General features: G+C 65.2%; 13 protein-coding genes and 1 pseudogene. 8 read left to right on the top strand and 6 right to left on the bottom strand.

From position 1 onward, the window contains the following. Window positions 1–105: 105 nt before the first annotated feature. From sufB to ACETMP_RS05450, 3 genes are all read right to left on the bottom strand, one after another. Entirely contained in the window at window positions 106–1,602 is a 1,497-nt protein-coding gene (sufB, locus tag ACETMP_RS05460; RefSeq protein WP_375160169.1) for a Fe-S cluster assembly protein SufB, read from the bottom strand. A gap of 113 nt (window positions 1,603–1,715) precedes the next feature. Beyond that, complete coding sequence (locus ACETMP_RS05455) at window positions 1,716–2,855, bottom strand: cysteine desulfurase family protein (RefSeq protein ID WP_375160168.1); 1,140 nt, start codon at window positions 2,853–2,855, stop codon at window positions 1,716–1,718. 9 nt (window positions 2,856–2,864) lie between these two features. After that, window positions 2,865–4,100, bottom strand: coding sequence for an acyltransferase (locus ACETMP_RS05450; RefSeq protein ID WP_375160167.1), 1,236 nt, complete (start codon window positions 4,098–4,100; stop codon window positions 2,865–2,867). A gap of 59 nt (window positions 4,101–4,159) precedes the next feature. On the opposite strand from ACETMP_RS05450, the gene ACETMP_RS05445 reads away from it, so the two are divergent. The 3 genes and pseudogenes from ACETMP_RS05445 to ACETMP_RS05435 all read left to right on the top strand — a co-directional run bounded on the left by ACETMP_RS05445 (window position 4,160) and on the right by ACETMP_RS05435 (window position 6,134). Next, window positions 4,160–4,891 carry a hypothetical protein gene (locus ACETMP_RS05445; protein WP_375160166.1) on the top strand — a complete coding sequence of 244 codons (732 nt, stop codon included), beginning with the start codon at window positions 4,160–4,162 and terminating at the stop codon, window positions 4,889–4,891. After that, complete coding sequence (locus tag ACETMP_RS05440; protein WP_375160165.1) at window positions 4,813–5,163, top strand: LytTR family DNA-binding domain-containing protein; 351 nt, start codon at window positions 4,813–4,815, stop codon at window positions 5,161–5,163. The genes ACETMP_RS05445 and ACETMP_RS05440 overlap by 79 nt, the downstream gene beginning before the upstream one ends. Before the next feature lie 324 nt (window positions 5,164–5,487). After that, window positions 5,488–6,134, top strand: a pseudogene (locus ACETMP_RS05435) (alpha/beta hydrolase). 103 nt (window positions 6,135–6,237) lie between these two features. Here ACETMP_RS05435 and ACETMP_RS05430 read toward each other — a convergent pair. Then, window positions 6,238–6,915 (bottom strand): glutathione S-transferase family protein, encoded by a 678-nt coding sequence (locus ACETMP_RS05430; protein ID WP_375160164.1) that lies wholly within the window; start codon window positions 6,913–6,915, stop codon window positions 6,238–6,240. 1,011 nt (window positions 6,916–7,926) lie between these two features. Further along, the gene (locus tag ACETMP_RS05425) at window positions 7,927–9,027 is read right to left on the bottom strand and encodes an anhydro-N-acetylmuramic acid kinase (RefSeq protein ID WP_375160163.1); all 1,101 of its coding nucleotides are present in this window, start codon (window positions 9,025–9,027) and stop codon (window positions 7,927–7,929) included. A gap of 163 nt (window positions 9,028–9,190) precedes the next feature. On the opposite strand from ACETMP_RS05425, the gene tyrS reads away from it, so the two are divergent. The 4 genes from tyrS (at window position 9,191) to ACETMP_RS05405 (ending at window position 14,460) form a co-directional block, all read left to right on the top strand. After that, on the top strand, window positions 9,191–10,444 hold the full coding sequence (gene tyrS / locus ACETMP_RS05420) for a tyrosine--tRNA ligase (protein ID WP_375160162.1): 1,254 nt from the start codon (window positions 9,191–9,193) through the stop codon (window positions 10,442–10,444). A gap of 56 nt (window positions 10,445–10,500) precedes the next feature. Beyond that, window positions 10,501–11,772, top strand: coding sequence for an MFS transporter (locus tag ACETMP_RS05415; RefSeq protein ID WP_375160161.1), 1,272 nt, complete (start codon window positions 10,501–10,503; stop codon window positions 11,770–11,772). Window positions 11,773–11,979: 207 nt separating this feature from the next. Continuing rightward, a complete protein-coding gene (locus ACETMP_RS05410; protein WP_375160160.1) occupies window positions 11,980–12,390 on the top strand; it encodes a DoxX family protein in 411 nt (136 codons plus the stop codon). 375 nt (window positions 12,391–12,765) lie between these two features. Next, complete coding sequence (locus tag ACETMP_RS05405; RefSeq protein WP_375160159.1) at window positions 12,766–14,460, top strand: methyl-accepting chemotaxis protein; 1,695 nt, start codon at window positions 12,766–12,768, stop codon at window positions 14,458–14,460. 171 nt (window positions 14,461–14,631) lie between these two features. Here ACETMP_RS05405 and ACETMP_RS05400 read toward each other — a convergent pair whose 3' ends face one another. Continuing rightward, window positions 14,632–18,441 (bottom strand): DUF3971 domain-containing protein, encoded by a 3,810-nt coding sequence (locus ACETMP_RS05400; RefSeq protein WP_375161847.1) that lies wholly within the window; start codon window positions 18,439–18,441, stop codon window positions 14,632–14,634. A gap of 204 nt (window positions 18,442–18,645) precedes the next feature. On the opposite strand from ACETMP_RS05400, the gene ACETMP_RS05395 reads away from it, so the two are divergent. Next, window positions 18,646–19,329, top strand: coding sequence for a peroxiredoxin (locus tag ACETMP_RS05395; RefSeq protein WP_375160158.1), 684 nt, complete (start codon window positions 18,646–18,648; stop codon window positions 19,327–19,329). Window positions 19,330–19,381 lie beyond the last annotated feature (52 nt).

The raw sequence follows: 19,381 nt of genomic DNA, 5'->3' as shown, positions 1-19,381 counted from the left end.
TGAGGAGCGCCGCAAGGCGCGTCTCGAAGGATTGAGGCCAACAATCTTTCCGGTATCCATCCTTCGAGACGGCCGCTGCGTGGCCTCCTCAGGATGAGGTCCGAGTTAACCGACCGACCCTTCGAGCGAGATCGAGATCAGCTTCTGCGCTTCCACCGCGAACTCCATCGGCAGCTGCTGCAGCACGTCCTTGACGAAGCCGTTGACGACGAGGCCGACGGCCTCTTCCTGGCTGAGCCCGCGCTGGATGCAGTAGAACAGCACGTCCTCGGAGATCTTCGAGGTGGTTGCTTCGTGCTCGAACGTCGCCGACGAGTTCTTGGCCTCGATGTAGGGCACGGTGTGCGCGCCGCATTTGTCGCCGATCAGCAGCGAATCGCAGGCGGTGAAGTTGCGCGCGCCGGTCGCCTTGCGGTGCGCGGTAACGAGGCCGCGATAGGTGTTCTGCGACCTGCCGGCAGCGATGCCCTTGGAGATGATCCGGCTCGACGTGTTCTTGCCGAGGTGAATCATCTTGGTGCCGCTGTCGACCTGCTGGAAGCCGTTCGAGATCGCGATCGAGTAGAACTCGCCGCGCGAATTGTCGCCGCGCAGGATGCAGCTCGGATATTTCCAGGTGATGGCGGATCCCGTCTCGACCTGGGTCCAGGAGATCTTGGAATTGGCACCGCGGCAATCGCCACGCTTGGTGACGAAATTGTAGATGCCGCCCTTGCCTTCGGAATTGCCGGGATACCAGTTCTGCACCGTCGAATATTTGATCTCGGCATCGTCATGCGCGACGAGCTCGACCACGGCGGCGTGCAGCTGGTTCTCGTCGCGCTGCGGCGCGGTGCAGCCTTCGAGATAGCTGACGTAGGAGCCCTTGTCGGCGATGATCAGCGTGCGCTCGAACTGGCCGGTGTTGCGCTCGTTGATGCGGAAGTAAGTGGACAGCTCCATCGGGCAGCGCACGCCGGGCGGCACGTAGACGAACGAGCCGTCGGAGAACACCGCCGAGTTCAAGGTCGCATAGAAATTGTCGGAGGTCGGCACCACCGAGCCTAGGTACTTCTGCACCAATTCAGGATGCTCGCGGATCGCCTCCGAGATCGGCATGAAGATCACGCCGGCCTTCTTCAGCTCGGCCTTGAACGTGGTCGCCACCGAGACCGAATCGAAGACAGCATCGACCGCGATCTTGCGGCGGACGGGATCCTCCTCGCCCGGCTTGGGCTCGACGCCTTCGAGCATGGCGACTTCCCGCAAGGGAATGCCGAGCTTCTCGTAGGTCTTCAGGATCTCCGGATCAATCTCGTCGAGCGAGGTGACCGTCTTCTTCGGCTTCGGCGCCGCATAGTAATAGAGATCCTGGAAGTCGATCCTGGGATAGTCGACGCGCGCCCAGGTCGGCTCGGCCATGGTCAGCCAGCGCCGATAGGCCTCGAGCCGCCACTGCAGCATCCAGGCGGGCTCGTTCTTCTTCTGCGAGATGAACTTGACGGTGTCTTCCGACAGCCCCTTGGGGGCCTTGTCGGACTCGATCAGGGTCTCAAACCCATAACGATACTGGTCGACGTCGATGCGCTTCACGCGCTCGACCGTCTCTTGTACGGCTGGCATTCCATCCTCCGCTCGCGGTTTCAAGGACCGCGGTGGATCAAACTCGGTCGAGTATTACGATATTTCTCTGCGGAAAGCACGGGCTTAGAACCGTTCAAGCCGTGTTTCATCGCTTAGCCCTTAAGTAGGGTATTACCGAGCTTTCGCCAAGCCTCTAACGCCCTATTGATGTCATCTGGTTCCGTGGACCAGCCCAGACTGAGGCGCACCGCTCCCTGCGCTACTGCGGGGTCGAAGCCCATGGCGGAAAGCACGTGGGACGGCTGGACCTTGCCCGAGGAGCAGGCCGAGCCGGAGGAGACGGCGATGCCTTCGAGGTCGAAGCCGATCACGGCCGTCTCGGCCTTGAGGCCGGGCGCCGTGAACAGGACGGTATTCGGCAACCGCTCGGCGTCCTCCGCGAAGATGGTGGCGCCCGCGATCCCCCGGATGCCGTTTTCCAAGCGGGTTCTGAGGGTTGTGATGCGCTCCGCATCCTCCGGCAGAGCCTGAAGCGCGACTTTCACGGCAGCACCAAAGCCGGCGATGCCGGCGACATTCTCGGTTCCGGCGCGACGGCTGAGCTCCTGCCCGCCGCCTCGCAGCACCGGCTCCAGTCCGGCGATCCCCTCCGCCATGACCAGTGCGCCGACGCCCTTGGGGCCGCCGATCTTGTGGCCAGAAAAGGTCGCAAGGTCGATGCGCATAGCCTTGATATCGAAAGGGATTTTCCCAAGCGCCTGGATCGCATCGACGTGCAGGAGGCCGCCGGCCTCGTGAACGATCCGCGCCGCCTCGGCGACCGGCTGGAGCGCGCCCGTCTCGTTGTTGGCGGCCATGATCGAGACCAGCGCCGGCGGCCCGTCCGCGAGCCTTGCCTTCAGGTGCTCGAGATCGACCACGCCGGAGCGCGTGACGCGGATCAGGCCGGTCCTGTCCGCCGGGAACCGGCCTCCCGCCAGCACGGAGGCGTGCTCGACCGCCGACACCAGCAGCCGCTGGACAGGTCCGCCGGACGGTCCCCGCAACCCCGGCGACAGCGCGAGCGCGTTGGCCTCGGTTCCCGCCGAGGCGAAGACCACGTTCCGGGGCAAGGCGCCGACCGCCAAGGCAAGCTCGGCTCTAGCCTCCTCCACCAGTCGTCGCGCCTCCCGTCCCTCGGCATGAACCGATGAGGGATTGCCGACCAGGTCGAAGGCCGCAACCATCGCGGCCCGAGCCTCGGGCCGCAGCGGCGTGGTCGCGTTCCAGTCGAGATAGACACGGGTCGGCATCTCGCCCTCTTAGCACCTTTTGCCATCCGTCCAATCGGAGGCCGCGTGCATCAGGGCCGGCCGGTGCGGCTCCATCGCGGCAACCGTCCGCGGCAGCACCCGCAATCCGAACAGAGGTCGCAGCCAGACAATGCGCCGGACGATTTCATAGGTCGCCACACATGCGAGTGCGGTCCCAATGATGACGATGAAGGCCTCGGCCCCAACCGGGAGACCGCTGTCGCGCAAGGCGTGGGCGATCACGATGATCGCGGTCTGATGCACGATGTAGTACGGGAAGATCGCGTCGGTGAGATAGCGCCGCACCGGTCCGTCGGCGGCGAGGTGGCGTCGCGCAAAGCCCAGCACGGCGGCGATCGCGAGCCACTGGTAGCAACCATAGGCCGAGGCGGCGGCCCACTTCAGCGCGGGTGACGGCGCAAACAGTCCGCTGCGAACCAGGATGAAGGCCGAGAAGCAGGCCGCTGCAGCCGCCAGCGCCCCCCAACGCTGGCGCTCGACCTCGCGCCAGATCCCCTCCTGCCTCGCCAGCAGGAAACCGATCAGGAAGGCGGTGGCGTGGTCGGCGTGGTTGTACCAGTCGCCGAACAGCGCATGGGTCGACGGGAAGGCCGGAAACAGCACCAGGCGCCAGGCCACGTACAACACGCACGGCACGATCAGGAGCCACGGCCCGGCGAGCACGACGGCCAGCTTGCGCCCAAGCCAGTCAGCGCCGGCCGGCCAGAGCGCAAGCACGCCGATCAAGGCCATCGTGTAGACCCACAGATAGACCACGAACCAGAGATGGTTCCAGGTCGGCAGCACGATGCAGGGGTTCGGACAGAACTGCGCGCCGAACGCAAAGTAATGCCTGGCATAGAAATCGAGAAAGCCCGCGGGATAGCCGAGGCTTTCGACGATCTGCAGATAGGATTGCGGCGGCACGATCACGAGCATGCCGAAAACCAGCGGGATCAGCAGCCGTGCCGACCGGGCACCGGCAAGCGCGGCCAGGGTCGACTTGTCGAGCATGAAGCGGGTGGCAACCCCGGACACCAGAAACAGCAGCGACAGCCGCCAGGGATTTAGCAACAGCATCACCGGTTCCAGCCAGGTCAGCCGGTGCTCGCTCTTGATGTGAAATCCCCAGGACACGTAGAGCATGCCGACGTGGTAGAAGATCAGCAGCCCGAAGGCTAAAATCCGCACCCAGTCCAGATCGATGCGCCTGTCCGAGCTTTGGAATTGCTGTGGTGTTGTCATGGTTTTCTGCTCCTTGACGGGACGACGAACGCGGTTTTCGGGCCAGGTTGACAGTGAAAATGGCTGACACCGAAAATGCTCCGCCGACGCCGCGCGTCGAGCCGGTTTGGGATCAGAATCCGACGCGACGGGACGAGCCGCCGGTGGCTGGGACGAATAGCGGACCTTTCGGGATTAGCGGGGGCGACCGGACCACGTTCGCTGCGATCGCGGCGGTCGCGCTCGCGATCGGAATCGTCAACGCGTTCTCGGGAGCCCAGGACGCGGCTTGGCGCGGCGACAGCTACGACATCGGCCGGCGGCTGTTCTGGGAGATGTCGAGCATCGCGATCATCCTGCTGCTGCTGCCGATCCTGGTGCTGGCGGTCCGCCGCATGCGCGGAACCCCTGGCCTTGCCGCCCGTGCAGCAATCGGGGCGATCATCCTGCTCGGCTTCTCGGCCCTCCACATCACCGGCATGGTCTGGGCGCGCAAGCTGGCGCTCTGGCTCGCCGGCGGCGCTTACGATTTTCGCTTTTCGCTCGCGACGGTCCTCTACGAATTCCGCAAGGACGCGGTGGCCGTCGTCCTGATCGCCAGCACGATCTGGCTGCTCGAAAGCCGCCGTGAGCTGAAAAGCGCCGCAGCCGCTCCTCGCCTCCGCCCGCTCCGCTCCGGCCCTTGTCCCCCGACGCGATCTGGCTGCGCGACGGCACGAGCCGCATTCGCGTGGTGCCGCGCGACATCCTCTGGGTCGCCTCCGCCGGCAACTACATCGAATACAGCCTCGCCGACGGCACTCGGCACCTGATCCGGGGCACGCTAGCGGCGGCGGAAAGCGAGCTGGCGCGCTTTTCCATCGTTCGCGTTCACCGGACCAAGCTGGCCAATCTCGACCGGGTGCGCGGCGTCGACCTCAAGCCGTCGGGAGATTTCGAGCTCGTCTTCGACAACGGCCAGACGCTCGGGGGCAGCCGGCGTTACCGGCCGGCGGTCGCCACGCTCGGAAGCCGAGCCCCCTGTGGGAATCGCCGGCGCCGATCGACCTCCGATCCCCAAATAATCGTGATTCCAATCGGTTGAGCGGTGTCCTAAGGCAAAGCGGACGGCTCCCGACGTGGTCCGCTTGATTTCAGGCCGATGCCGGTCACGGCCGCCAGGCCGGACATGAGGCCGAGATGACTGGCTAAGCTCTTGAGCCCATTGAGAGATGTCGAAGAAGCTTGCTTTTTGACCCTTGCCTCGTGTTAGAAGCGCGCGTCAGTTCACCTGCGCGCCACTCGCGCATCATCCGAGGGCGCGCCTCTCCACCTTTCATCCGTGCTCTCGTCGGCGGCAACGCCGGGCAGAGCCACAATCGGACGATTGCGCAGGGATCACCTCCAAGGGACTCAATCAGAGACATCCATGCCTGAAGTCATTTTCACCGGCCCTGCCGGCCGTCCGAGGGCCGCTATCACCCGGCCAAGCAGAAGAACGCGCCGATTGCGATGATCCTGCATCCGCACCCGCAGTTTCACGGCACGATGAACCATCAGATCGTGTACCAGTGCTACTATGCCTTCGCCCATCGCGGCTTCTCGGTGCTGCGCTTCAACTTCCGCGGCGTCGGCCGCAGCCAGGGCTCGTTCGACCACGGCACCGGCGAATTGTCGGATGCGGCGGCAGCCCTCGATTGGGCACAGACCATCAATCCCGAGGCGCGCGCCTGCTGGGTCGCCGGCTTCTCCTTCGGCGCCTGGATCGGCATGCAGCTATTGATGCGCCGCCCCGAGGTCGAGGGCTTCATCTCGATCGCGCCGCCGGCCAATCTTTACGACTTCTCGTTCCTCGCCCCCTGCCCGTCGTCGGGCCTGATCGTGCACGGCGAGAAGGACGCGGTGGTGCCGCCCAAGGACGTCAACACGCTGGTCGAGAAGCTGAAGACGCAGAAGGGCATCGTGATCGACCAGCAGATCATCCCCGGCGCCAACCATTTCTTCGACGCCAAGCTCGAGCCGCTGATGGAGACCATCACGGCGTATCTGGATATGCGCCTCGCCAACGTGCGCTGAGGCTTCTCGGTGCCCCGGACGCGGTGCATCACGCAGTGATGCGCCGCAGGGCCGGGGCCCATACATCGCCGGGCTAGATTTCAGCGAAATCCGGACAACGAGATCACGCTGCCAGCTTGAGCAGATGCGCATCGTGGCGCACCAGGAACGCGCGCAGCAATTGCAGATAGTCCGCGCCCACGGCCGTGCGCACGCTCGGACGCTTCGCGAGCTCGGCGCGCCACGCGCGCACCTTCGGCACATCGCGGAAGATGCCGTGCTCGGTCAGCTCGTCGAACAGGTCGAAATAGCGGAAGACCGGTGCGAACACCGCATCGACCAGGCTGAACGCATCGCCAGCGAAATACGGCCCCGCGCCGAGCGCGGCTTCGACACGCGCGAACTTCGACACCAGCGCCTGACGCTTGCTCTCGAAGGTCGCCGCATCGGTCGTGGTCTCCAGCCCCCAGAGATCGCCGAGGATCGCCGAGCCGAACTCCATCCAGGCGCGGTGCTCGGCGCGCTTCAAAGCGTCGAGCGGATGCAGCCGCGCACCGCCTTGCGTCTCCTCGATGTACTCGCAGATCACATTGCTCTCGAACAGCGCGACCTCACCCTGCTCCGTCGTCACCACCAGCACCGGCACCTTGCCGAGCGGCGACAGCTTCAAGAACCAGTCGGGCTTGTTGGCGAGATCGATGTCGACGCGCTCGAACGGCACGCCCTTCTCCTTCAGCGCGATCACCGCGCGCTGCACGTAGGGGCAAAGCTTGTGGCTGATGAGTTTCAGCGAGGCGGTCATGGTGTGATCCCGAGTTAGATGCAATTGCATCTAATATAGATGCAGATGCATATATAAGTCAATATCGATGCAACGCGACAATCCTCCTCCGTCATTCCGGGATGCGTGCGCCAGCACGCAGGCCCGAATCCATCGCGTAGCACCGCTTGGTGCACAATGGATTCTGGGTTCGCGCTACGCGCGCCCCGGAATGACGGCGGAGGAGTTGATGGCGCTGCAGCGAGGCGTCGGGCAAAACACCCAAAACCCGTCAATCCCCACCCGCAAAAACATTTCACTTTTCCGAATTTCGGATTTGTGGCATAGACCCGCTCATCCCGGCCCTGCCAGAGGGGCGCTTCGCGATCGTCACGAGATGCGGGCCGGGGTGCGGTGGACGCGGCAGCGCCGGCGCGGATGTGTGGCGACAGGGCGGCCCAGCCGTGAGTCTCACGCAACGTGCATACGACACGGCGCGGTCACAGCGGTCTCGTTGATGCCTGGAGGCGAGCACACGCAAGCCTTCGGGTCGTTCGGCGGGATCGTCCGCGGACGGAGAAGTCGTGTGGTCCCGACGCCCGGGGTTCTGGCGTCAAACCTCGCGGTGATGCGGCGGCCAACCGGTGCGCGCATCGATCAGCCGCAAGGCGACGGGGGCAATAGTGCAACGCTCCCCGAGGAGAGCACGAAGGACACCGTTAAAACCATCCGCGCAGGGAAGGCCGGGCGACCGGCACACCTGTGGTCCACCCCGTGTGCGTTCTTATCGCCACGGACCTGCGGGTGCCGCCGGCGCCCGGCCTTCCCTGCGTCCTTTGGCAACCAACGGGCGCGAACGAGAAGCATAACTCGGGCGAAACGCGCCGCGAGATCGCGCTGGCGTGTCTGCACCACACACCCTGTCATCGCCCGCGCAGGCGGGCGATCCAGTATTCCAGAGGCGGCAGTGATTGAACCGAGAAACCGCGGCGTACTGGATTCCCCGCCTGCGCGGGGAATGACAGCGTCAGGATTGCGCTGAAAGTCGAGGTCTCACGGCCGGGCAATCACCCCGCCCGTCATCGGCATCGGCACGCCCGTGGTAGCGGGATACGACAGCGGCAGGCCCTTCATGCCGCGGACGGCGAGAAAGCCGAAGGCCTGCGCTTCGATGGCGTCGGAGGCCCAGCCGAGGGTCTCGGCGGCCTCGACGGTGGCTGATCCCACCCGCTCCCGCAGCATGCGCAGCATGGTGAGGTTGCGGGCGCCACCGCCGCAGACGATCCAGCTCCGTGGCCGCCGTGGCAACAGCGGGATAATTCGGGCGATCGCCGCCGCGGTGAAGGCGGTCAGCGTCGCGGCGCCGGCGGCCGGCGCGACGTCGCCGAGCTTCAGCGCCGCGAAGTCGTTGCGGTCGAGCGATTTCGGCGGCGGCAGCGCAAAGAACGGCAGCTCCAGGGCCTTCGCGATCCAGGCCTCGTCGACCTTGCCAAGGCTCGCGAACTTTCCTTCCGCATCGAACGCCTGGTTCATGGTGCGATACATGAAATCGTCCAGCAGCGCGTTGCCGGGGCCGGTATCGCAGGCGATCAGCGTGTCGCCGTCGATATAGGTGATGTTGGAGACGCCGCCGATATTGACCACGACGATCGGTCCCTCGCGGTCCAGCGAATTGGCGAGCGCGCGGTGATAGACCGGGACGAAGGGCGCGCCCTGCCCGCCCGCTTCGACATCGGCGGCACGGAAATCATGCATCACGGGAATATGGATGGCTTTTGCCAGTGCCTGCGCATCGCCGATCTGCACCGTCAGGCGCTTTTCAGGCCGGTGCAGCACGGTCTGGCCGTGGAAGCCGACGATGTCGATGTCCTCCGGCCTCATGCGGTTCTGGGTCAGGAAGCTGGCCACCGCCTCGGCATGGGCTTGCGTCACCGCCCGCTCGGCCTCGGCCAGAACGCCCGGGCGGGCATCGCGCTGGGTAAAATGCACGGCTTCGCCCAGGGCCTGACGCAGCAGATTGCGCTCCGCAGGTTGATAGGGCCGGTAGCCGGACGGCCCGAACGCCTTCACCTGTTTTCCATCGGTTTCGATCAGCGCGACATCCACCCCGTCCAGCGAGGTGCCGCTCATCAGACCGAGTGCCGTCAACATCATGGATCAGCGTCCTCAAGACCCGTTCCGGCATGCCGATCTTGTGCCAGAGGGGCACATCTTATAATGCCACAGCGCCAAGTGGCGGGCGGCCGTCGGGTTCCCATGCAAGACCCTTAAATTGCCCCCAAAACAGTAAACCAAGAATTGTTGGGCACGCCGACAGATGACTGTATTTAAATCGGATTTCCTCAATATCCTGCAGGAACGTGGCTTCGTCCACCAGTGCTCGGATTTCGAGGGGCTGGACGCGCTCGCTGCCAAGGGTGAAGCGACCGCCTATGTCGGCTACGATTGCACCGCCCGCTCGCTGCATATCGGCAATTATCTGACCATGATGATGCTGCACTGGCTGCAGCAGTCCGGCAACAAGCCGATCACGCTGATGGGCGGCGGCACCACCATGGTCGGCGACCCCTCGGGCAAGGACGAGACGCGCGCGATGCGCACGATCGCCGAGATCGAAGCCAACAAGGAATCGATCCGCGGCGTGTTCGCCAAGGTGCTCAACTATGGCGACGGCAAGAGCGACGCCATCATGCTCGACAATGCGGAGTGGCTGACCAAGCTGAACTGGATCGAGATGCTGCGCGACGTCGGCCGGCACTTCTCGGTCAACCGCATGCTCACCATGGACTCGGTGCGGCTGCGGCTCGAGCGCGAGCAGGAGATGAGCTTCATCGAGTTCAACTACATGGTCTGTCAGGCCTACGACTTCGTCGAGCTCGCCAAGCGGACCGGCTGCAAATTGCAGATGGGCGGCTCGGACCAGTGGGGCAACATCATCATGGGGGTCGATCTCGGCCGCCGCATGGGCACGCACCAGCTGTTCGCGTTGACGACGCCCCTCTTGACCACCGCGTCGGGCGCCAAGATGGGCAAGACCGCGCAAGGCGCGGTGTGGCTCAACGCCGACCAGTTCAGCCCCTACGATTTCTGGCAGTATTGGCGCAACACCGAGGACGCCGACGTCGGCAAGTTCCTGAAGCTGTTCACGACGCTGCCGATTGCCGAGATCAGGAAGCTCGAGGCGCTCGGCGGCTCGGAGATCAACGAGGCCAAGAAGGTGCTCGCCACGGAAGCGACCGCGCTGCTGCACGGCCGCGACGCCGCGAACGAAGCGGCAGAAACCGCGCGCCGCACCTTCGAGGAAGGCGCGCTGGCCGAGAGCCTGCCGACGGTGGAAATTCCGCGCGGCGAACTCGACGCCGGCCTCGGCGTGCTCGCCGCCTTCGTCAAGGCGGGCCTCGTCGCCTCCAACGGCGAGGCACGGCGGCAGATCAAGGGCGGCGGCCTGCGTGTCAACGATGCGCCGGTCACCGACGAGAAGATGGCGCTCTCTGCGGCCAATCTGACGCCGGAGGGCGTGATCAAGCTGTCCTTCGGCAAGAAGAAGCACATCCTGATCAAGCCTGCATAGGCGTATGAGCTTTTCGCTGCTTGTCAGGGTGCGCGGATGCGCGCTCCCTGACGGCAATGGATCAGAACACGCCCAAGGGAACGACAGCGGAAACGCGCAAGGAACAGGGCGGAAGCACCAGGCGGGAGGCGGTGCGCACCGCGCTCGTGGTGCTCGGCCTGTGCTTTACGCTGGCTGTTCTCGGCCGCGGGCTCAGCGAGAGCTTCACCGTCTTCCTCAAGCCGATCTCCGAGAGCTTCGGCTGGGACCGCGCGCAAGTCGTCTCGATCTATTCCCTGACATGGCTGATCAGCGGACTGACCGCGCCGCTGGTCGGGCGCCTGTTCGACCATTCCGGACCGCGCGTCGTCTATGCGCTCGGGCTGCTCCTGCTCGGCTCGGCCTTCCTGATCGCAAGCCGGGCCCAGTCGTTGTGGCAGTTCCAGCTCTCGATCGGGCTCTGCGTCGGCATCGGCGTTGCCTTCATCGGCAACGTGCCCAACTCGATCCTGCTCGGCCGCTGGTTCGGACCAAAGCTGCCGACCGCCATGGCGGTGGTGTACTCGGCGATGGGCGGCGGCGTGCTGGCGCTGCTGCCGGCCTCGCAGCTTCTGATCGACCATCTCGGCTGGCGCGAGACCTACCAGGTCTATGGCCTCGCCGCGCTCGCCCTGCTGGTGCCGCTGCTGCTGCTGCCCTGGCGGATGTTTTCGGCCGGCTCGCCGCATGTCGCCAAGAGAAGCGATCCCGACTTCGTCGACCATGGCTGGACGCTGGCGAGCGCCATGCGCCACCATGCCTTCTGGGCGCTGTTCTCGACCTTCTTCTTCACCGCGGTCGGCATGTACGCGATCGCCGCCCAGATCGTGGCCTATCTGATCGACGCCGGCTTCCCGCCGCTGCAGGCGGCGACCGCCTGGGGGTTTTCAGGCGTCGTCCTCGTGTTCGGCATGCTCGGCGTGTCCGCGCTCGACGGGCTGATCGGGCGGCGGCCCTCTGTGCTGCTCAGCTACGCCATCTCGATCCTCGGCATCGTGCTGCTCTGGCTGCTTCAGTATTATCCCGATGTCATCCTGCTCACCGGCTTCGTCGTCTGCTTCGGGAGCATGATGGGCTCGCGCGGCCCGCTGATCACCGCGACCGCGATGAAGATCTTCCGCGGCAAGCGCGTCGGCACGATCTTCGGCACCATCTCGATCGGCAGCGGCCTCGGCTCCGCCGTCGGCTCGTGGAGCGGCGGCCTCATCCACGATTTCACGCACGGCTACAATCTGCTGCTCGTTTTCGCACTTGCGAGCGTGATCCTCGGAATGATTCCATTCCTCATCGTCCCCGCCTTGCGGGAGTAAGTCTCCCCAACGTAACCTGCACCCCTCGATGTCACCGGGGAATTACGCAGGTCATGCGGGCACGGTACGCAACAGCTCGGGCGCGAACGGACGAAGTGCGGTGTCGTGTCCGACATGACGAAAATGTCAGCGCAAATTGGCGCGGAGCCGCTTGCGAGACCGAGCCGAATACGGTCCTAGTCGCAGCATTGGATGGAGGGCAAACCAATGGACTTTCCTTATCTCACTCGCTTTCAACCGCTTCTTCTGAGCCTGTTTCGCTTCATGACCGGCCTGTTGCTGTTCCAGTACGGCGTGGCCAAGCTGTTCAAATATCCGGCTGTCCCGATGTTCGCAAAAGTCGAACTGATGTCGCTTTACGGCGCGGCCGGTGCGCTTGAACTGGTGCTTGGCGGACTGTTGATGATCGGCCTGTTCTCGCGGCTCTCAGCCTTCATCTTGTCCGGCGAAATGGCTTTCGCATATTTCATGGGCCACATGTTCAGGGGCGAAACACCGGTGTTCCTGCCCTTGCTGAACAATGGCACTCTCGCCATCCTGTTCTGCTTCGCCTGCCTCTATCTCTCGGCGGCGGGCGGCGGCCCGGCCAGCGTCGACGCAGCGATGGGCAAGGACTAGCGATCGGGTACGCGGCGCTGCGGCGCCAGTGTTTGACCCCGCAAACGGACGGCACCGGCAGACCGGCGGTGCCGTCTCAGCGCGCCCCCAGCACGTTCCAGATCAGAACCAGGGCCGCGACGAGCAGCAGGGACATGATGATGCGATGAACGAATCGAGTCATTGCAGGTCCAGCCAGGCTGTTTAGATCCCAAAGTCCAAAATCGATTCTGTCGCCCGGACGGGCTTGAGCCGGTCGGCAAGGCGATTTGCCTGCACGATTGCGCATAAGGTTGCAGATGCCGCGCGCCTGGCAGGCCGCCGCATGCCTCCATTCATGATTGGTAAGAACTTCATGCTACCCAGGCGAGCAATAACCATTCCGTAGGGGCTGTGATGAAGCTGCTGAGCCATCTGACGATCCGCACCAAGCTTGCCAGCATGGTCTGCCTTGCTGCACTCACAGTAGCGGCCATCATCGGCGTATCGTCCGCACTGAGCAAGGGCCGCATGATGGAGGATCGCGTCCAGCAGATGCGGACCGCGGTCGAGTTGCTGTACAATTACGCACAATCGCTTCAGGACGAGGTGACCGCCGGCAAGCTGACATTGGCCGATGCCAAGGCCCACTTCCACCAGCGCGGCCGCCGCATGAACTTCAACGGCAACCAGGGCTACCCGGTCGTCTACAATTCCGACACCTCGCTTCTGGTGAACGGCGCCAACCAGCAGCTCGAGGGCAAGATCACCGGGGCCAAGGATTCCAACGGCGTCCTGATCGCCGACGCCATTGTCAAGGCGGGTGAGCAGACCCCGCAGGGCGGGGTCACCTCTTATCTCTATCCCCGTCCCGGCCAGACCGAGCCGGTCCGCAAGACCGTGTTCGCGCGCAAATTCGCCCCCTGGAACGCGACCATCAGCTACGGCCTCTATGTCGACGACATCGACGCCGACGTGCGTGCGTTGACGCTGGAGCTTGCCGCGATCGGCACCGGCCTGATGCTGCTGATGGCGGCACTGTCCTGGCTGATCGCCCGCGACGTGCTCAGCGCGCTCGAGCGCCAGAAGAGCCGCATGCAGGAGATTTCCGCGGGCGCCATCGACAAGCCGGTCGAGGAAACCGACCGCGGCGACGAGATCGGCCGCATGGCCGAGACCCTCGAGGTACTGAGGCAGACGGCTTTGACGGCCCGCGCGCTGGAGGCCGAACAGGCCGCCACCAAGACGCGCACCGAGCAGGAAAAGCGCGACGCCCTGATCGCCCTCGCCGACCGCTTCGATGCCTCCGTCGGCCAGCTCGTCGGCCTGATGGCCTCCGGCTCCGGTGAGCTCGAGCATACCGCCAAGTCGATGTCCTCGACCGCCGAAGGCACCAACCGCCGCGCCTCATTGGTCGGCTCGGCCGCCACCGAAGCCAGTCAGCGCGTCCAGACCGTCGCGGCCGCCGCCGAGGAGCTCTCCTCCTCCATCACCGAGATCAGCCGCCAGGTCGCCCAATCCGCAGAGGTCACCGGACGCGCGGTCGACAGCGCCCGCCGCACCGACACGATCGTGCGTGCGCTGTCGGACGGCGCCCAGCAGATCGAGCACGTCGCCGAGCTGATCTCCAACATCGCCGCGCAGACCAATCTGCTCGCGCTCAACGCCACCATCGAGGCCGCGCGCGCCGGCGAAGCCGGCCGCGGCTTTGCCGTCGTCGCCTCCGAGGTGAAGTCGCTCGCGAGCCAGACTGCGGATGCCACCCGCGAGATCGGCGACAAGATCGCCCAGATCCAGGGCGCGACCAAGGAGGCCGTGGACGCCATCGGCGGCATCACCGCAACCATCGAGGAGGTCAGCCGCATCGCCACCTCGATCGGGGCCGCGATCGAGGAGCAGGGCGCCGCCACTGCCGAGATCGCCCGCAGCGTCTCGCAGACCGCGGAGGCGACCCAGGAGGTCACCACCAATATCGGCGGCGTCTCGACCGCCGCGAACGAGACCGGCAATGCCGCCGGCATGGTGCTTGCCGCCGCCAGCAACCTCTCCAAGCAGGCCGAACAGCTCTCCGGCGAAGTCGGCACGTTCCTGGCAGGCGTGCGCGCGGCGTAGGCGGCGCAGCACACTCCGAGCGCTTGCCGTCATGCCCGGGCTTGTCCCGCCTGCGCGGCCGAAGCCGTTTCGGCGCGGCGAACGCCCGGGCATCCACGTTCTTCGTGCCATGTGGTGAGACGTGGATGGCCGGGACAAGCCCGGCCATGACGCCGGAGCAGCCGCCCGCTTCTACCGCCGCGTGAGGCTGCAGCCGCTCGAGAGCTGACGCGTCGACCCGGTCGAGCCGTCGTTCGACTGCGAGGGGAATTCCTCGAACGGCGTGTTCTGCTTGCCGGTGTTGAACTCGAAGATCTTGCGGAACACGCCCGGCACCATCGCCGAGACCGGATTGACGCGCATCACGGGCGCAGCCGGCGTGCCGATGACCTCGTAGGTCACGCCGATCAGTCCCTCCTTGTCGCCACCGCCCAGGAACAGCCCGAGGACCGGAATCTGTCCGAACATGTTGTTCAACCCGTACATCGGCACGAAGGTGCCGCTCATGCAGACCTGATTGCCGGGATAGTCGATCGAGCCTTCGATGGTGGCGCCGATCATCGGGCCCTTGACGACGCCGTCGCGGATCGTCAGGGCGCCGTTCTGCCGGGTGAACTCGGCGCGCAGCGCACTGAAGGAGACGCCGTTGCCGGTGCCGTTGGGCGCGCCGGCGGCGACGCGCTCGAGCTGCGCCTCGCCCTTCACCGTGAAGTCGCGGACGTTGATGAGGCCCTCGCGCGAGGTGTTCGGCTCGGATGTCGGCGGCTCCATCGCGACCACCATCTGGCCGCCGACCGCCTTGGTGTAGGTGTCGGTGAAGCGCAGCAGCGCGCCGGCATCGTTGGTCTGGAGATAGATCACTTCGCGGCTGCCCTGCGCACGCCCGCCGCGGAGATCGGCCGCCACCGGCGTATCGCGGCCGATCTTACCGTTCAGGGTAAAGGCCTTGATGGCGCCGTTGCGCTTCGACATCTTGGCATCGACGCTGCGCATCGCCTCGCCGTTGAAGCCCGCGACGGCACCGAGCTTCACGTCGATGTCGAAATCGACGTTCCGCATCTTGTTGTTCTTGTCGTCCTTGGAATTGCCTGAGATCGCCGACTTCAGGAACCCGCGGCCGTCGAACACGTCGCCGCGTATGGTGCCCCTGATGACGCCGTCCTGACCACGCTCGGCCTTCAACGAGGTCTTGTCGCCGTCGGACGGCGAATAGATCGGGAAGTTCGCGTTGACGAGGTCGCCGTTCGCGTCGACTTCGAGCGACCCCTTGATCGAAGCGCCGCCGCCTTCGATGACGATGTCCTCCAGACGCGTCGATTGCGCGGTCGGCACCACCTTGAAGCTGGCCTTGCCCGACTTGCCCGGCAGCTTGACCCAGCCCGGCAGGATATTGTCGAGCTTGACCGACGTCAGGTCGGCCTCGACGCCGAGCTTCGTGGTCTGGTCGGGACCGCCGGCGATCTTGCCCGACAGCTTGATCGGCAACGATCCGCTGACGGCGGGGCTGAGATCAAAGCCGAGGCGCGCGCGGCTCGCATCGTCCAGCGTCGCCTGCAGCCTGACGTCCGCATCGCCTTCGGTCGGCTTGCGATAGTCGAGCGAGGCCGCCTGCCCGTTGATCTTGACGTCGCCCTTGACCTGATAACCCCCGTTGTTGGCGACGATCTTGAGGTTGTTGGCCTCGAGCTTCTGGTTCATCACCAGCTTGTCGGCGGCAAAGCCGTTGAGGTCGGCACTGACGGCATAGATGGTGTCAGCCTTGGTCAATTCGCCCTTGACCGGCAGGCCGAGCTGAATGTTCGCCGTGAACGTCCCCTTGCTGGTGTTGGGATCGACGATTGTCGACGACAGATCGCTGAGGCGATCATTGGACAGCATTTCAGCGGCCGCGGGCACCGGGCCATCGACGCGGAACCTGGTCCGCGACGGCGACGGCTTCGGCGCCATGTCGGGCACCTCGAAGACGAAATCGGAGATCGTGATCTTGCGGCCCGCAGGCGTATCGGCGATGCCCTGGCCGATCGTCACGGTCGCGGTGCGGCCGGTCACGCGCGCCTTCAGATCGGCATCGTGCACGACCGGCATGCCGTCCACGGGACGGACCGCGACGCCGCTCGCCACGATGTTGACCGAGAGGCCGTCGTCGGGAATGGGCGGGCCCTTGCGCGGAAGATTCTTCGTCGGAGAATTGATGCCGATCTCGATGCGCTGAAGCGTGCCGCGCTCGATCCGCTCGATGACCCATTCGCGCAACTCGGGAACGACGAGCGTCGGCCACATCCGCTTCAGCGCGGAGGCCGACATCGGCGTTCCCGCAAAGCCCAGCGTCAGGCGCGGCTCGCCCGAATAGTCGATCGCACCGGTGCCGGCGACGCCGATCTCGCCGTTGCTGATATCGGCCTGCGTCAGCAGGAAGCGCTTGTGGTCGGTGTCGAAGCGGAATCCGATCGCGATGCGGTTGAAGACGAGCGGCGGCTCGTTGTCGATGCCGCCGAGCAGGATCGACCCGCCGCTGAAGCCGAGCTGCCAGTCGTTGACGGTGCCGTTGGGCGGCTCGAGATGAGCCAGCAGCGTCAGCCGGTTCGCGCCCGACAGCACCTTGAACGGCGCCACCAGCACCCGGCGGTTGGCATCCCACTCGAGATTGATCTCGGCCTGGTCGATCGCCATCGGATAGTCGGGCGTGTCGGTGTCGATGATATTGCCCGCGCCGACCGCGATCTTGCCGCGGAAGAAGGTCGGCACGCCGTCGCGGCCGAGCTCGCCCTTGAGCTCGCCGGTCAGCGGCAAATCGGCGGTATAGGTGAGGTCCTTGACCCGCAGCGCCAGGAGGATGTTGGAGGTCGAGACCTTGTCGGCCTTGATGTCGACCGAGCGCACGCCGTTCTCGGCCGGACCGATCGTGGCCCGCAGCATCCAGGGGCGCGCGCCCTCCTCGCCGAGGCTGAGCGTGACGCCGCCGCGGCTCGGCCGGCGCAGGCTGAGCGTGATGTTCTCAAACGACCATTTGCTGCCGCGCTGCTGATCGTCGACGATCAGATTGCCGTTCTTCAGACCGATCTCGTTGAGGTTCTGGCCGTCCAGACCGGTCATGCTCAGGCTGTCGAGCCAGTCGAGGCCCTGAAGAATGCCGCTCTGCGCGGTCGCCTGGGGCGGGCCCTGGGAGGCGGCTTGAGATGGATCCTGGCCGACGGGCGCCGTGGCGAAGGGCGGCGGCGGAACGCCGCTGCGCGGGAATGTCGGTGGCAGGCCGGCATCCTTCTTCGAGGCGACGCCGGTGGCCAGCGGCTTTGCGGTGTCGCCGGCGGACACGGTGACAGTGCCGTCGGGCGCGATCCGGATCGCGAGCTCGGCATCGACGAGATTGAGGCTTTCGGCACGCAGGTGCCCCATCAGCAGGCCCGCCCCCGACAGCTTGACCTCGGCCTTCGGCGCGCTGGCGACGACGGCGTGATCGCGGTCGCGGACGATGATGTCACGGATACGGACGGCGATGCGGACCCGCCCGGCCCGCTCGATCTGGGTGCCACCGATCTCAACCGTGTTGCCGTGGCCGATATTGTCCTCGATCGCGGCGGCCAGCCACGGCGTGGCGATGTCGAGATTGATCGGACCGGCGCCGAGCCGCCACCACAGCGCAGCGAAACAGCCGACGAAGATGACGGCAACAGTCCCGACGACGAGGACGAGGCGCTTCAGCCAGCGATCGGCGGCCAGCCAGCGGCGCAGCGCGCCAAACCCGTCGCCGAAGCGAAGGAAGCGCGAGCTGGAACGCGCCAACAGCCGGCGCGCGCGATGGCCCGCGGCCGCCTCCTGATCCGGATCCCAATCGGCGTCGTCCCATTCCTGCGGCTGTTGACCGCCGTGCCGATCGAAGTCCCGATTGTAATCCTGGGGCGACTTATTCCTTGCCATTGCCTCTCGATACAGGCGCCCGTCATGAGATTGAGCGCCGCCGGGACCACAGCCGTCCCCAGGAAGCAAAGCTCCCTGCGCCGGCATTGCAGCCATACTTCGAATATTCCTGCTGTTCGTCATTTCGCCCCGGGAGCGCGTTCAACGAGCAGTGGGGTGGTGCGTGGAATTCCTTGTAACCATACTCCGGCGTCGTCAGACTTGCCCAGCCAAGGGCGCCAGTCCGGCACACCGGACGAGAGCTGCAATACCGTTTCGGTTGACCCGCCGAAAGCGTCGAAAGGAAGGCGTATGTCCAAGAAATCCCAAAAGAAATCGTCCACAGCGCCCTCCGGCAGTCCGACGGCTAAGAAGAAGACCCTGAAAGCACGGGCATCGACTCAAACAAAGTCCGCAAAGACGCAGCGGACACCGGCGAGCAAATCAGCCGGGACTTTAGCAAAATCAGGATCACATAAGGCCGCATCGAAACAGTTAAATTCCTCCAAATCGGCCTCCGCGACGGCGAAGGCCGGCCTGGCCGAGGGCCAGAAGGCCCCCGCCTTCCGCCTGCCCCGCGACGGCGGCGACGTCGTCACATTGGCGGATTATGCCGGCCGAAAGCTGGTGCTGTTCTTCTATCCCCGCGCCGACACGCCCGGCTGCACCCGGGAGGCGATCGACTTCACCCGCCTCGCCGGCGCCTTCGCAGCCGCCGGCACCGCCGTGCTCGGGATCTCCGCCGATCCCTTAAAGGCCCAGGAGAAGTTCCGCGACAAGCACGGTCTCGGTGTCCCGCTCATCTCGGACGAGCAGCACGAGATGCTCGAGGCCTATGGCGCCTGGGGTGAAAAGTCCATGTATGGCAAGAGCTTCCTTGGAATTCTTCGCACCACGATCCTGGTCGGGGCTGACGGCAAGGTGGCCAGGATCTGGCGCAATGTCCGGGTCGACGGGCATGCCGATGCGGTGCTGGAGGCGGCAAGAAGCCTTTAACCAGTCCTTTGAATTCGCCTGTTCCCGTTTCCGGAAAATTAACCATGACCGG

Origin of the sequence: Bradyrhizobium dasycarpum (genome assembly GCF_042019905.1) — a bacterium.
In the GTDB taxonomy this organism is placed as follows: Bacteria; Pseudomonadota; Alphaproteobacteria; order Rhizobiales; family Xanthobacteraceae; genus Bradyrhizobium; species Bradyrhizobium japonicum_B.
This window is presented reverse-complemented; position numbering and strand designations above follow the sequence as displayed.